The 13,229-nt window shown below is 59.1% G+C and carries 12 protein-coding genes; 5 read left to right on the forward strand and 7 right to left on the reverse strand.

Features of this window, described 5'->3' with window-relative positions; translation table 11 throughout:
- The first annotated feature begins 139 nt into the window (after positions 1–139).
- A complete protein-coding gene (locus ATO10_RS16685; RefSeq protein WP_035248739.1) occupies positions 140–1,006 on the forward strand; it encodes a collagen-like domain-containing protein in 867 nt (288 codons plus the stop codon).
- A 23-nt stretch (positions 1,007–1,029) separates the two neighbouring features.
- Here ATO10_RS16685 and ATO10_RS04675 read toward each other — a convergent pair whose 3' ends face one another.
- From ATO10_RS04675 to ATO10_RS04685, 3 genes are all read right to left on the reverse strand, one after another.
- Positions 1,030–1,308, reverse strand: a complete 279-nt coding sequence (locus tag ATO10_RS04675; protein WP_035248741.1) for an acylphosphatase — start codon at positions 1,306–1,308, stop codon at positions 1,030–1,032.
- Between the two features lie 72 nt (positions 1,309–1,380).
- Positions 1,381–2,274: a hypothetical protein gene (locus ATO10_RS04680; protein WP_035248743.1), complete on the reverse strand. Its 894-nt coding sequence runs from the start codon at positions 2,272–2,274 to the stop codon at positions 1,381–1,383.
- Between the two features lie 168 nt (positions 2,275–2,442).
- Positions 2,443–4,452: a protein meaA gene (locus ATO10_RS04685; RefSeq protein ID WP_272945283.1), complete on the reverse strand. Its 2,010-nt coding sequence runs from the start codon at positions 4,450–4,452 to the stop codon at positions 2,443–2,445.
- A 251-nt stretch (positions 4,453–4,703) separates the two neighbouring features.
- Between ATO10_RS04685 and ccrA the strand changes: the two genes are divergently transcribed.
- Positions 4,704–5,993 carry a crotonyl-CoA carboxylase/reductase gene (gene ccrA / locus ATO10_RS04690; RefSeq protein ID WP_035248748.1) on the forward strand — a complete coding sequence of 430 codons (1,290 nt, stop codon included), beginning with the start codon at positions 4,704–4,706 and terminating at the stop codon, positions 5,991–5,993.
- 56 nt (positions 5,994–6,049) lie between these two features.
- Here ccrA and ATO10_RS04695 read toward each other — a convergent pair whose 3' ends face one another.
- Positions 6,050–6,913, reverse strand: a complete 864-nt coding sequence (locus ATO10_RS04695; RefSeq protein WP_035248750.1) for a DMT family transporter — start codon at positions 6,911–6,913, stop codon at positions 6,050–6,052.
- A gap of 238 nt (positions 6,914–7,151) precedes the next feature.
- On the opposite strand from ATO10_RS04695, the gene ATO10_RS04700 reads away from it, so the two are divergent.
- Genes ATO10_RS04700 through ATO10_RS04710 form a run of 3 tightly spaced genes read left to right on the forward strand, consistent with a single transcriptional unit; the run spans position 7,152 to position 9,652 of the window.
- A complete protein-coding gene (locus ATO10_RS04700; protein WP_035248753.1) occupies positions 7,152–7,334 on the forward strand; it encodes a hypothetical protein in 183 nt (60 codons plus the stop codon).
- 60 nt (positions 7,335–7,394) lie between these two features.
- A complete protein-coding gene (locus tag ATO10_RS04705; RefSeq protein WP_035248755.1) occupies positions 7,395–8,924 on the forward strand; it encodes an ATP-dependent DNA helicase in 1,530 nt (509 codons plus the stop codon).
- On the forward strand, positions 8,921–9,652 hold the full coding sequence (locus ATO10_RS04710) for an SDR family oxidoreductase (RefSeq protein ID WP_035248757.1): 732 nt from the start codon (positions 8,921–8,923) through the stop codon (positions 9,650–9,652). Before ATO10_RS04705 ends, ATO10_RS04710 begins: the two co-directional genes overlap by 4 nt.
- A 2-nt stretch (positions 9,653–9,654) precedes the next feature.
- On the opposite strand, the gene ATO10_RS04715 is transcribed toward ATO10_RS04710, so the two are convergent.
- From ATO10_RS04715 to ATO10_RS04725, 3 genes are all read right to left on the reverse strand, one after another.
- Entirely contained in the window at positions 9,655–10,410 is a 756-nt protein-coding gene (locus tag ATO10_RS04715) for an SDR family NAD(P)-dependent oxidoreductase (RefSeq protein WP_035248759.1), read from the reverse strand.
- A 149-nt stretch (positions 10,411–10,559) separates the two neighbouring features.
- The gene (locus ATO10_RS04720; RefSeq protein WP_035249234.1) at positions 10,560–11,741 is read right to left on the reverse strand and encodes a phytanoyl-CoA dioxygenase family protein; all 1,182 of its coding nucleotides are present in this window, start codon (positions 11,739–11,741) and stop codon (positions 10,560–10,562) included.
- 95 nt (positions 11,742–11,836) lie between these two features.
- Positions 11,837–13,048 carry an ROK family transcriptional regulator gene (locus ATO10_RS04725; RefSeq protein WP_238323392.1) on the reverse strand — a complete coding sequence of 404 codons (1,212 nt, stop codon included), beginning with the start codon at positions 13,046–13,048 and terminating at the stop codon, positions 11,837–11,839.
- Positions 13,049–13,229 lie beyond the last annotated feature (181 nt).

Below are 13,229 nucleotides of genomic sequence, written 5' to 3' on the forward strand. Positions count from 1 at the left end.
AAAGTGCGCATGCACAAGTGATGCACATCCTATGCACATGTGATGCATATGCAAGCTGGGTTGCGACTGTACTGTTGACGGGCCATTGTCGAGAATGCTGAATGTCAGCGGTGTGTTTATTTTAGGGTTTTGACAAGAAATGACCGACAATAAAGCAGGGCTCTTTGTGACAGCAGGCGCTGCCTTCGTAAGCGCCATCGGCGGATTTGGAGCGGCCAAGCTGACCGCTGACAGTCAGGCCAACCTGCACGACAATCAATATGTCGAACGCATCGTCGAACTGGAAGGCGTGCGGGATGATCTTTTGGAAGATCTTGACGCGTTGAGCGCGCAGCTGGCGAAGGTGGACGGCGAAATCGGCCAGTTGAAACGGGGCGCGCCAGACGACGTACGGATCGCTGAGCTGGAGCAGGCACTTTCCGATTTGGAAGGCACAATTGCCGGTCTTGGCAGTGGCGGGGAAAGTGTTTCAGTTGCGGCTGTGGCTGCGCGGCTGGCGAATGATCATGCCGACATATTACGCGGCCCCAAAGGCGACAGCGGACCGCAAGGGGCGATTGGGCCGGTCGGGCCGGTCGGCGCAACGGGTCCGCAAGGACCGGCTGGTGCTACGGGTCCGGCAGGGGCACCCGGTATCAGCCCAAGCATCGACGATATTCTTGCCCTGCTTCCCGTGACAGGTGCCGCGCAGGGCAGCACGGCCAAAGCCGCCACGCCCCCGAAAGATCTGATCGTGCCTGTGAATGGCTGTCTTGATGTGGTTGCGAACAACCCGGCGTTTGGCGTGAAATTTGCCTCGCCCGCGATGCTGTGCGACGGGCCAAAGCCGATGGTCATGCTGAAGGTGACTACCGGCGAAGGGTTGGATGTGACCCCGGTTGGCGGCAAAACCACGAACATCGTGCCCGGCGGCAACGTGTTCTTCAACGAGTTGGGAATCTATTTCACGTTGACGTCGACAGATTACTGGAGCGGCTCTTTCGTAGGGGCCGTGTCCAAGAAATAGGGCGGGTGCCCTTGGGGCTTGCCTTAGGTTCTGATTTCAAACCCCGCACGGCTGTCACGGTGTTCGGCCAGTTCGGTTTGCACGTTTTGCACCGAGGCCGCCCCCGGGCCGGACCAAAGCTGGTTGATCATTTCCTGTACGGTGTCGCGGTCGCCGTCGAACAGGGCCGATACGGCGCCGCGTTCGTCGTTGCGCACCCAGCCGGTGAGTTTGAGCTTTTGCGCCATGGCTTGGGTCCAGGCGCGGAATGCGACACCTTGCACACGCCCGGTGACGCGGGCCTTCATTGCGATCTGGTTCATGATGGTATCCTCCCACCCTGATTGTCCCGCGAAAACGGGTTTCGATCAAGTTTGGGGGATCTAAGTTGGCATCTAGGTTTGTGCACGCTTCATTTCCCAAGAGGTAACGCTGGACGGAATATCCTCTGTCACCTTTCGTATGATCCACTCAATGTCAGTGAGTGTCGCGACATCTTTCACCTGATCGGATTCAAACTCGAACCAATAGCCCTGGCCCCCCAAGTCCTTCGAAGTATAGGCGCGGAATGCAATGCTCTGAGGGACCGCCATTAGAAAGAGCCGTCGCACATTGTAGGCTATTCCATCGTTTTCCAGAAGTACCTGAACGGTGAGGTTCCGGGAGTTTTCGAGTCCGCCGCCCCGTGAAGCCAAATCGCTTAGCGCGGTTTTATTCTCGTCCAGTAAGTCTTTCCAGCTTTCAGACGCACGGTCTGCGGTGCCGTCAGGGATGCAAAGCGAGACGTTTTCTCGGGCCTTCCCTTTGGCTCGGATATGTTTTCGGAGTTCGTCGACTGCATCACAAGGGTGAAGTGCTCTTTCCCAGTAGACACCCTGTTCGTATTCAAGCAACTCAAGGGGGTGTTCCGGGAGTCGTCGTTTCGCGATCTGCCAATCCCTAAATCTGTGCAGCGCTCGTCCGAAGAGGGCGTAGAAAGATCTGGAAAAACGGTCGGACAGCGGGAGTTGATCAAGATTTTCCTGAATGTCTTCGGCGAGCCAATCACCACATACAAGATACAAGCCATCTTTGGTGCTGAACATAAGGGCATCTGGCCCTTTGTCGCCGATATGCGCCATTTCCTCTATTTCGTGCTGCCAAGAGAACGGCTTGTAGAACTGATAGTCGATCAATCCGAAATAGGCTGAGAACCACGGGTATTCCTCTATGTGTGCGTTGGGGAAGATGCGGGCAAGCTCTTCTATATCGCGTTGTTTCTTGTGTTGGATAATCTTTGGGGTCGTCATCGCGAATACTCGTGCAGCAAAGTCCTGGCGAAGAAATGGTGACGTAATTTATGGCGGCGAGATCGCGCAATTCAAAGAAGAAATGAAAACTTCGTTGATGCATACGACCGTGCGAACAACACCCGAGCGTACATAGAAATAAAAAAGCGCCCCTTGGGGCGCTTTCTTTTATTCGGCGGCGGCGGGCTGGGGGTCGACCAGACTAACGAGGTCGAACATGATCCGGTTCAGCTCGAAGTCTTTGGGCGTATAGACCTTGGCCACGCCCATCGCCAGCAGGCGCTCGGCATCGTCATCGGGGATGATGCCGCCGACGGTGACCGGGATATGGGTCAGGTTCTCGTCTTTCATACGCTGCATCAGTTCTTCGAGCAGCGGGATGTGGCTGCCTGACAGGATCGACAGGCCGATCACGTGCACGTCTTCTTCCTTGGCGGCGGTTACGATTTCCTCGGGTGTCAGGCGGATGCCTTCATAGGAAATATCCATGCCGCAGTCGCGGGCGCGGGCGGCGATTTGTTCGGCGCCGTTGGAGTGCCCGTCCAGACCGGGCTTGCCGACCAGGAACTTGATGCGACGGCCCAGCTTGGTAGAGACGGCATCGACCTGTTCGCGGATTTCTTCCAGACCTTCGGTGCGGTTGGAGGGGTTCTTGGATACGCCGGTCGGGCCACGGTACTGGCCAAAGGCGGTGCGGACCATATCGCCCCATTCGCCGGTGGTCGCCCCGGCCTTGGCGGCTTTGATCGAGGGTTCCATGATATTGGCCCCCGACGCCGCGGCGGCGCGAACTTCGGCGAGAGCCGCTTGAACAGCTTGTTCATCACGGCTCTCGCGCCAGGCGTTGAGACGGGCAATCTGATCTGCCTCGGCTTTTGCATCGGCGACCATGATGGCCTCCTCACCGGCAGTGAGCGGCGAAGGTTCGCCTTGCGTCCAGCGGTTCACACCCACGACTGTGGTCTCTCCTCCCTCAATCCGGGTGATCCGCTCGGCGTTACTCTCTACCAGGCGCGACTTCATGTATTCGATGGCGGCTACGGCACCGCCCATGGAGTCGATCTGCGCCAGCTCGGCACGTGCCCCGTCTTTCAACGCCTCAACCTTTCTGTCGACGGCGGGGTTGCCATCAAACAGATCATCGTACTCTAACAAATCACTTTCATAGGCCAGGATTTGCTGCATACGCAGCGACCACTGCTGATCCCAGGGGCGGGGCAGGCCAAGGGCCTCGTTCCACGCCGGGAGCTGCACCGCGCGGGCGCGGGCCTTTTTGGACAGCGTCACAGCCAGCATTTCGATCAAAATGCGGTAGACGTTGTTTTCGGGTTGCTGTTCGGTCAGACCCAGCGAGTTGACCTGCACGCCATAACGGAAGCGGCGGAATTTGGGGTCTTCGATGCCATAGCGTTCGGATGTGATTTCATCCCAGAGTTCCACGAAGGCGCGCATTTTGCACATCTCGGTGACGAAGCGAATGCCGGCGTTCACAAAGAACGAGATGCGGCCGACCATGGCGGGGAAGGCTTCGGCGGGGACTTTATTTTTCAGATCGTCCAGCACGGCGATGCCGGTGGCCAGCGCATAGGACAGTTCCTGTTCCGGCGTCGCGCCTGCTTCTTGCAGGTGATAGGAACACACGTTCATCGGGTTCCACTTGGGCAGATGCTCGCGGGTATAGGCGGCGACATCGGTGATCATGCGCAGCGACGGCTTGGGCGGGCAGATATAGGTGCCGCGGCTCAGGTATTCTTTGATCAGGTCGTTTTGTACGGTGCCCTGCAGCTTGGAGATGTCAGCGCCCTGTTCCTCGGCGGTGGCGATGTACAGTGACAGCAACCAGGGCGCCGTGGCGTTGATTGTCATCGAGGTGTTCATCTGTTCCAGCGGGATCTGGTCAAACAGCGCACGCATGTCGCCCATGTGGCAGACGGGCACGCCCACCTTGCCCACTTCGCCGCGCGACAGTTCGTGATCCGAATCGTAACCTGTTTGGGTCGGCAGATCGAAAGCTACGGACAGGCCGGTTTGGCCTTTGGCGAGGTTGCCACGATAGAGTTCGTTCGAGGCTTTGGCCGTGGAGTGCCCGGCGTAGGTGCGGAACAGCCAGGGGCGGTCTTTCTGGGTCTCGGTCATAGAGGGCCTCGTGAATCGGGTATTGTAACTTTCTTTCGTCAGGGGATTGATAAGTGGAACTTTATGGCTTTGTCAATTCGCTGCGTTGCGGCGGCAGCGCTGAAATGTATTTTTCAGGCTTTATTCATATACAGCTGTTTCACCCACCGGAATTTCCGCAACGGCAAAGACATAAAATTACAAAATAGACCTTTTGGTGATTGCATTGTTGCGAAGAGGCCATTAATTCCCGTTGCAAAGGCCGCGTTGATTCTGCGATGCGGCGCAACTCTAACTGATGCATGGAGGCTTTGATGGCACTCGACAACCAGACCGACATCCTAACCTACGACGCCCCCGAAAAAGAACTGTACGAAATCGGTGAAATGCCCCCCATGGGCTATGTGCCGCCGAAAATGTACGCGTGGGCAATCCGCCGCGACCGTCACGGTGTGCCCGAAGAATCCTTCAAGCAGGAAGTCGTCGACACCTGGGATATCGACAGCCACGAAGTGCTGGTTCTGGTGATGGCCGCCGGCGTGAACTACAACGGCGTTTGGGCCGGTTTGGGTCAGCCGATTTCGCCTTTCGACGTGCACGGCGACCCGTTCCACATTGCTGGTTCGGATGCTTCGGGCATCGTTTGGAAAGTTGGCGACAAGGTCAAAAACTGGAAAGTGGGCGACGAGGTTGTCATCCACTGTAACCAGGACGACGGTGACGACGAAGAGTGCAACGGTGGTGATCCGATGTATTCGCCGACCCAGCGTATCTGGGGTTATGAAACCGGCGACGGGTCGTTCAGCCAGTTCACCAAAGTGCAGGCGCAGCAGCTGATGCCGCGTCCCAAGCACCTGACCTGGGAAGAGGCTGCCTGTTACACCCTGACCCTGGCCACCGCATACCGTATGCTGTTTGGTCACCACCCCCACGAACTGCGTCCGGGCCAGAACGTTCTGGTTTGGGGTGCTTCGGGTGGTCTGGGCTCCTATGCGATCCAGCTGGCCAACACCGCTGGTGCCAACGCGATCGGTGTGATCTCGGACGAAAGCAAACGTCAGTTCGTGATGGATCAGGGCGCCAAGGGCGTGATCAACCGTAAGGACTTTAACTGCTGGGGCCAGCTGCCCACAGTGAACAGCCCCGAATACAACGCATGGCTGAAAGAAGCCCGCAAGTTCGGTAAAGCCATCTGGGACATCACCGGTAAGGGGGTGAACGTTGACATGGTGTTCGAACACCCCGGCGAGGCGACCTTCCCTGTGTCGACCCTGGTGGTGAAAAAGGGCGGTATCGTTGTGATCTGCGCTGGTACCTCGGGCTTCAACACCACCTTTGACGTGCGCTACATGTGGATGCACCAGAAGCGTCTGCAGGGCTCGCACTTTGCGAACCTGAAACAGGCTGCTTCGGCCAACCGCCTGATGTGCGAGCGTCGTTTGGATCCGTGCATGTCGGAAGTGTTCCCGTGGGACGAAATCCCGCAGGCGCACACCAAAATGTACAAAAACGAGCACAAGCCCGGCAACATGTCGGTGCTGGTGCAGGCCCCCAAAACCGGCCTGCGCACTCTTAGCGAGGTGCTGGAAGCCGGGAAGGGCTAAGATCCGTCCTCAAATCGCTAAGGCACCCCGCCCGGCTTGTCCGTGGCGGGGTGTTTTCATTTTGGCGTGTCGCGCTGGTGGGCGATCAGAGAGCCAAAGCCCGAGGCAAGGATCAGCGTAAGCCCGATCAATGACAGGGCGTCGGGCCAGTCGTTGAACACCCAGATGCCCAGCGCCGTGGCCGAGATCAACTGGCTGTAGACAAGGGGGGCGATCAGGCTGGCCTCGGCGCGTTTGCTGGCCAGCACCAGCATGTAATTGCCAGCGGCTGATCCCAATGCGCTGATGGCGATCAGGATGCTGATCTGGGGGGTAAAGGCAGGCAGGGCGGTGCCAAGCCCCATCGGGGCCAGAACCAGCGCACCGATCATCAATTGCGAGATCAGTAGGAAACGGGGGCGGTACAGGCCCGCGGTAAGCCGGGTCATCATCAGATAGGCGCCGTAAAATGTACCCGCAGCAACGGCATAGAAAATCCCGCCCGAGGCGCCAAAGCCGGGTTTGACCACCAATATCACCCCCGCAAATCCCAGCGCCAGCAGCGCCGCGCGCAGGGGCGAGGGGCGTTCTCGCAGAAAAATGATCGACAGGACGTACGACACCACCGGCCCGATGAAGAAGGCGCCAAAGACATTCGCGATGGGTTCGGTTTTCAGCGCGGTCAGGATGCAGCTGATCCCGCCGATGATGAAAGCCGCGCGTAACAGGACGCGCCAGTCCTGCAGGTGACGCAGTTCGTGCATCTGAAAGCCGCTGAAGGGGAGCAACACCAACGCGGCGACGCCAAATCGCGTCCAGGCGACAAAGAAGGGGCTGGCGCCTTGTGCCGTCAGGACCTTGCCTGCGGTGTCGCCAATCACGATGCAGGTCACGGCGGTGAAGACCAGCGCCCCAAGGCGCAAAAGACCGGAAAGCTGCATAGCAAAGACCTGTGCGAAGAAATGTGTTCTGCGCGAAACTATCAATGGGTTGGCGCCACCGGTACCGGCTGTGCCGCATGACCGGTTTGCGAAAATGCCTGCTTGCTGTCAGCAACTTTGGCCGTCTGGTCAAAAATGCCTTTCAATTGCCCCGGTTGCGCCACCTGAAAGCGCTTTGCGGCTGAAATATTCACGTTAAGGTTGAATCAATGGGAGCGCGCAAAGCAAAGTGGTCACTATGACAGAAGACTGGATTATCGAAATTTTGAACGATCTGCGGACATTTGCGCAGATGAACGGGTTAGACGATTTGGCCACGCAACTGGAGCAAACGCTGGTGGTGGCCTCGCAAGAACTGTCTGCCCGGCCGGATGCCGGGGCGGTGATGATGGCCATGCAAAAGTTGCCACCCCGACATTAAGGGACAGCACGGGCGGTTTCGCACTGGTCGGGGGGCGCGGGGGCAAGTAGGCTCCGCGCCATGACGATACCTGCGATTTCCTACTCTGATGATCAGGCCGAAGCCCATGACCGCATCGCCGAGCTGTTGCGCGGCGTTGGGGTGGATTTGGACGATGATACGCTGACCCCGATGGCCGAGGGTAAATCAGGGCAGGTGATGGCTGTTGTCGGCAAGGCCGGTTCGGGAAAAACCTTGCTTTTGGCGCAGCTTTACAAGGCGTTAGAGTCTGCCGGGGTTGAAGTTGTCTCGGGCGATTACGAAGGTCGCAAACGGCGCGATAAACGCACTTTGGCGATCCTTGCGCCGACCAATAAGGCGGCCTCGGTGTTGCGCATGCGGGGCGTGCCCGCCACCACAATTCACCGCATTCTGTACACGCCGGTTTACGACCCTGAATACGAAAAAATCGCCGAGTGGCTGACCGGGCAGGGGGAGCGCCCCCAGATTGAGGGGCTGACCGATCAGGCGCTGGACCGCGCCCATGCGTTTTACCAGTCCAACAAGTCGATTCCCGGTGCTTTGGCAGCGGCCGGTTTGCGGGGCAGTGATTTCATCACCGGCTGGAAGCGGCGCGAAGACCCGCTGGATATCGGGTTTATCGACGAATCCTCGATGCTGGATAAACGGCAGTTCGAGGACCTGCAGGAGATTTTCCCGACGCTGGTATTGTTCGGTGATCCGGCACAGTTGGCGCCGGTGAACCAGTCGGGTCAGATGGTATTTGACGCGTTGCCTGAAAAGAAGCAGCTGATCCTGCATCGGGTGCATCGCCAGACCGGAGATAACCCGATCCTTGATCTGGCCCATGCTTTGGCCGACCCCCAGCTGGAGTTCGACGCCTTTGAACGGATGATCGAAGAGATCGCACAGCGCGACGACCGGGTCGTGATGGCGCAGCGGGTGGAGGCGTCGCTGATGTCGCGCTCGCCGGTTCTGGTGTGGCGCAATGCAACGCGTATCCGGCTGATCCATGCGTTTCGCGCCGCCTATGGCGCGCCGGCGGACGAGCTGCTGCCCGGCGAGCCGCTGATTTGCGACGGGATCGAGTTGCCGCTGAAACATCGCAAGAAACGGCTGGATCTTGAGGCGCGCGGGCTGATCAAGGGCGCGCAGGTTGTGTATTTGGGGCCGGGGCGCAAGCCGGGCTTTTCACGGTTGCATGTTGTGGGGGCCGAGGACCCGCAGGTTTCGGCGGCCTCGATCATCAAGATCGAAATGCCGGACGAAGAAGAGCCATTCATCCCCTTTGCCGCCAACATGGGAGCGGCGTTTTTGCACGGCGCGGCGGTGACCATTCACAAGGCGCAGGGCAGCCAGTGGTCTCAGGTGCAGGTGTTTGCCCCTGATCTGTGGGCCGCTGCGCGTATGGGCCGGGTTGAAGCGGGCCAGCCCCTGTGGAAACGTCTGGCCTATGTTGCGATCACCCGCGCCGAAGAACGGTTGCATTGGGTGGTGCGCAACCGATTGGCGCGCCCGGCCGAGCCACTGACCACTGCGGATTTGCGCAGCGCGCCTGTGCCCTTGGCGCTTGAGGAGGACCAGACATGAGCCGTTCTATTTTGATTACCGGGGCCAGTTCGGGCATCGGCGCGTCGGTTGCCCGGACGTTTCTGGCCGAGGGCTGGCAGGTGGGGCTGCTGGCACGCGGGCAGGCCAAGCTTGCCGCGCTGGCCAAGGGCTATGACAATGCGCATGTTCTGAAGGCGGATGTTACGAATGTGAACGAGGTTCAATCAGCGTTTGATCTGTTCGTGACCTCTGTTGGACGGTTGGATGTTCTGTTCAACAATGCCGGGATGTTTGGTGAACAGGCCCCGATTGACGAGATCAGCCTAGAGAACTGGCAACAGGTCATGGGGGTGAACCTGCATGGCATGTTCCTGTGCGCCCGCGCGGCCTTTGCCCAGATGCGCATGCAGGCGCCGCAGGGCGGGCGGATCATCAATAATGGCTCGATTTCAGCCCATAACCCGCGGCCCGGTTCTGTCTGCTATACGACCACCAAACATGCGATTACCGGGCTGACGAAGTCTTTGTCATTGGATGGGCGCCCTTTCGATATTGCCTGCGGCCAGATCGACATTGGGAATGCCCGTACGGAACTGGTTGAAGACCTGACGGCGCGTCTGGAAGCCGAGGGCAAGCCGGTGCAGCCGACCATGGATGTCGAAGACGTTGCCCGCGCGGTTTGGCATATGGCGTCGTTGCCGCCCGAAGCAAACGTGCAGTGGATGACGGTGATGGCGACCAAGATGCCCTATATCGGGCGCGGTTAGGGTCAGATCGAGCCCCCTTCGACCATGAAATTATTGGCGCTGCACATGGCCGCGTCATCCGACGCCAGAAACAGCACCATCCGGGACACATATACCGGGTCTACCGGGTCGGGCAGGCACTGACGGTCCAGCTGTTTGGTCAGGGCTTCGGGCGTGACCCAAAGTTCTTTTTGGCGTTCTGTCATAATCCAGCCGGGGACGACGGCGTTGACGCGAATGCGGTGATCGCCCAATTCGCGCGCCATGGTCCGGGTCAGCCCGTGCACGGCGGATTTTGCCGTGGCATAGGCCGGAAAACCGGCGCCGGCTTCCCACCATGAATTTGACCCGATGTTGATGATCGCCCCGCCGCCGGCCTCTATCATCGCCGGGGCGACGCTTTGGATGGCAAAGAACATATGGCGCAGATTGGTCTGCAGGCGTTCATCCCAATATTCGGGTGTGACGGAGCGCCAGTCATGGCGGTCATCATGGGCGGCGTTATTCACCAGCACCTGCGCGGGCCCCAGTTTGGCGGTAAGGGCCGTGAAAGCCGCCTTTAGGGCATCAATGTCGCGCAGATCACAAACCTCGAACGCATGCGGCCCGCCAAGTTCGGCCAGCAGGGCTTCGCCTGCCTTGGCATCAAGATCAACAAACCCGACTTTGGCGCCCTGATCCGCAAAGGCACGTACGGTTTGCGCCCCGATGCCTTTGGCGCCACCGGTCAGGAAAACGGTTTTTCCTTTCAAGCTTGGGTACTGTGCAAATTCGGCCATTGTGCGCTGTGCTCCGTGATTCAGGTGGCGTCGGGGGCCGTGATGGCGCGCGATTAGCGCGGGGGGACGGCCATTGGATTAGATACCACATTTGGCCCCGCTGAGGAGTCCCGCATGGCAGACGGTCGCGGCCGCGACGGTATGTGCGGTTACGCCAACTGTCGCGCGCGGAGCGCGGCGAGGGCGGCGTTCAGGGCGGCTGGGTCGGTCTTGTCGTGCAGCGCGCGGCGCAGAATGTCGGCCTGCGTCTGGGGAGCGTTGCCCCCAATGGGGGGGGCGGTATCCAGATTGGTCGGAAAGGCATAGCCTTCGGCGCAGGCCGCGATGGCGGCGTGTTGTTCTGGTTCTGTCAGCCCCCCATTGCGGTGCAAAGTCAGCAGCGCGGGATACAGGGCTTGCGACATGGCGCAGCGGTCCACGGCTTCCATGGCGCGGCCAAAAGCCGAGGACACCTGCAACAGATTGGCCATGCGTTCGATGTTTGACGTGCGGTTTTCGCCCGCAGCGTGAAACAGTGCCGGATTGAAAAACAGGGCATCCCCCTTGGACAGGGGCAGTTGAATGCAGGCAGTGTCAAAATAGGTGGCGAAATCGGGTTGGTGGAACGCCAGATAGCCCGGCTCGTACAACTGCGAGAACGGCAACAGTTTGGTGGGCCCGCTTTCAAGGGGCATGTCGCAATGGGCGACGGCGCCCTGCAAGGTCAGGCGCGCGGTAAGCAGATGGGTCTGGCCCGGAAACTGCGCCGCCATTTCTGCCGTTTGAAAGCCCAGATGATAATCGCGGTGCGCCTGTTGCGCCTTGCCGCCGGGGCGCACTTGGTTGACCTGCGCGGTCATCTGGTAATGCGGCCCCAGCCAGGCTTCGCAGGCGGCGGCGATCACCGGATTGCCAAAATACAGCGCAAAGCCTTCGGGATCGTGCAGGCAGTGTTTTTGCAGCGCGTTCCAGATCCGATCATTGGCCCCGGCGGCAGCGAAGTGATCGCCAGCCCCGGCGCCGCGGGCACGTTCATCAGCGATGATTGTACGAAAGACATCCGAGGCGCGATCAATCACCGAGGTATCCACGTAGGCAGTTTTGAGGGCGATGACCCCGGCCGATTGGCCCAGCACCCACCCCCACTCCGCCAGCAGTCCGCGTCGCGCCTTGGGATCGTTCAGCGCGGGTCTTAACTGCGCCATGTCGTAGATGGGCACGTTCTTTTCGACCGCCATCGCATGGGGCGCCATATCGAGTGTGAAACGTCGCGACGTCAGGTCCTTGAATGCATCAAGATCACAAGAGTCCTGATCAAAGTAGGGTGGATATCCGGCGTCGTGCGTATCCATGATGACCTCCATTGTCATGGCCAGTGTCGGCGTCGATGTCTTGTCGCGGCCCGGTCTGGCGCTGGCAGGCGGGCGCAACATCGGGTGCCTGATCCCTAGATTGACGATAGCCCGGCGTTTGTATTCAGCAAGAACTGGGCAAAGATCGGGCCACTTGCAGCGCCGATGCCGCGGGCGTTCTCTCCGGCCATGCCGGCTTCGACCGCGGGGGCGATAAGGCCGCGTTTGTCTTGATGCACAAGATAGCGCCGCACACGTTCGACCAGTTCATCGCGGATATTCCCGGGAAAGGCGCCGTCGATGATGATGGCTTCGAAGTCAATAACCGAGCAGATCGACAAAGAGGCCTTGGCAAGTTCCTGAGCCGTTTCACCGATCCACGGCTCAACATACCGTGTCAGGTTGCTCCAGTCCTGCGGCTGTCGCCACATCAGCTCGGGGTCGAGCCCAGCTTCGACCAGCCGCGCTTCGAGAAGGTGCAAGGACGCGGTGTCGATCAGTTGCTGGCTTTCGCCCAAGGGGCCCGTGGTGCGCATCGCCCCCAAGGCCCCGGCGTTGCCCTGATTGCCTTCCAGCACAGTGCCGTTCAGGGCCACCCCGCCGCCGATGAAAGAGCCTATGAAGAAATAGGCGAAATCACGGTAGTCCTTGCCGCGCCCATACAGGTGTTCGGCGTGGCAGGCTGCGGTGGCGTCGTTCACCACATAGACGGGCAGGGCGCTGAAACGGGCAACTTCCTGAGCAAAGGCGATGTCTTTCCATGACCGAAACTTTTCAGCAGCCGGACCGTACAGATCGTGCCATTTCCACAGTTCAAACGGCGTGCCGATTCCGATGCCGCAAATACGTGGGTGTAGATTTTCGGGCAGGTCAGCCAACAGCGTTTTTATGCCGTTATCTAAGAAGCCAAATACCGCGTCGGGCATGGCATATTCATAGCTTGTCTTTAGCTGACCGCGCACCCGCCCGGTGAAATCCAGCAGCAAGAGGTCGGCACTGCGCCGCCCGATCTTGATGCCAAAGGCGAACACGCCATCGGGATTCAGCTGAATAGGGATAGAGGGCTTGCCGATCTTTCCGCGAACGGGCTCTCCGCGAATGATGAGACCATCGTTTTCAAGATTGCGCAGAATTGTCGAGACAGTCGGGCGTGACAATCCGGTGCGGCGCGCGATATCCGCCGCCGAGACCGTTTTGTGACGATGCAGAATCGACAGGATCAGGCGTTCGTTATAGTCGCGAATGCCGCGTTGGTTGACGCCCGCGCCACGTTCCTGAATCTCTGACCCATCCATAAGACCGACCATAATTCCTCCTACCCTGATTGGAAAGATAATGCGGAATTGTTAGTTAGTAAAGTTAACAAACAAATTGACACGGCCAGCAGAATCAGGTTTTTTAAGGTCCAACCTGCATGGGTGAGGACAGCGCAGGTGTGCATTCGAAGGAAACTTCGGCATGCAGTTTGGAAAGACATTTAATGGGAGG

It is taken from the genome of Actibacterium atlanticum (genome assembly GCF_000671395.1).
GTDB lineage: Bacteria > Pseudomonadota > Alphaproteobacteria > Rhodobacterales > Rhodobacteraceae > Actibacterium_D > Actibacterium_D atlanticum.

Bases quoted from the DNA above. Each gene is read 5' to 3' on its own strand.
- ATO10_RS16685 (WP_035248739.1), top strand. From the start codon at position 140: ATGACCGACAATAAAGCAGGGCTCTTTGTGACAGCAGGCGCTGCCTTC.
- ATO10_RS04675 (WP_035248741.1), bottom strand. From the start codon at position 1,308: ATGAACCAGATCGCAATGAAGGCCCGCGTCACCGGGCGTGTGCAAGGT.
- ATO10_RS04680 (WP_035248743.1), bottom strand. From the start codon at position 2,274: ATGACGACCCCAAAGATTATCCAACACAAGAAACAACGCGATATAGAA.
- ccrA (WP_035248748.1), top strand. From the start codon at position 4,704: ATGGCACTCGACAACCAGACCGACATCCTAACCTACGACGCCCCCGAA.
- ATO10_RS04695 (WP_035248750.1), bottom strand. From the start codon at position 6,913: ATGCAGCTTTCCGGTCTTTTGCGCCTTGGGGCGCTGGTCTTCACCGCC.
- ATO10_RS04700 (WP_035248753.1), top strand. From the start codon at position 7,152: ATGACAGAAGACTGGATTATCGAAATTTTGAACGATCTGCGGACATTT.
- ATO10_RS04705 (WP_035248755.1), top strand. From the start codon at position 7,395: ATGACGATACCTGCGATTTCCTACTCTGATGATCAGGCCGAAGCCCAT.
- ATO10_RS04710 (WP_035248757.1), top strand. From the start codon at position 8,921: ATGAGCCGTTCTATTTTGATTACCGGGGCCAGTTCGGGCATCGGCGCG.
- ATO10_RS04715 (WP_035248759.1), bottom strand. From the start codon at position 10,410: ATGGCCGAATTTGCACAGTACCCAAGCTTGAAAGGAAAAACCGTTTTC.
- ATO10_RS04720 (WP_035249234.1), bottom strand. From the start codon at position 11,741: ATGGATACGCACGACGCCGGATATCCACCCTACTTTGATCAGGACTCT.
- ATO10_RS04725 (WP_238323392.1), bottom strand. From the start codon at position 13,048: ATGGTCGGTCTTATGGATGGGTCAGAGATTCAGGAACGTGGCGCGGGC.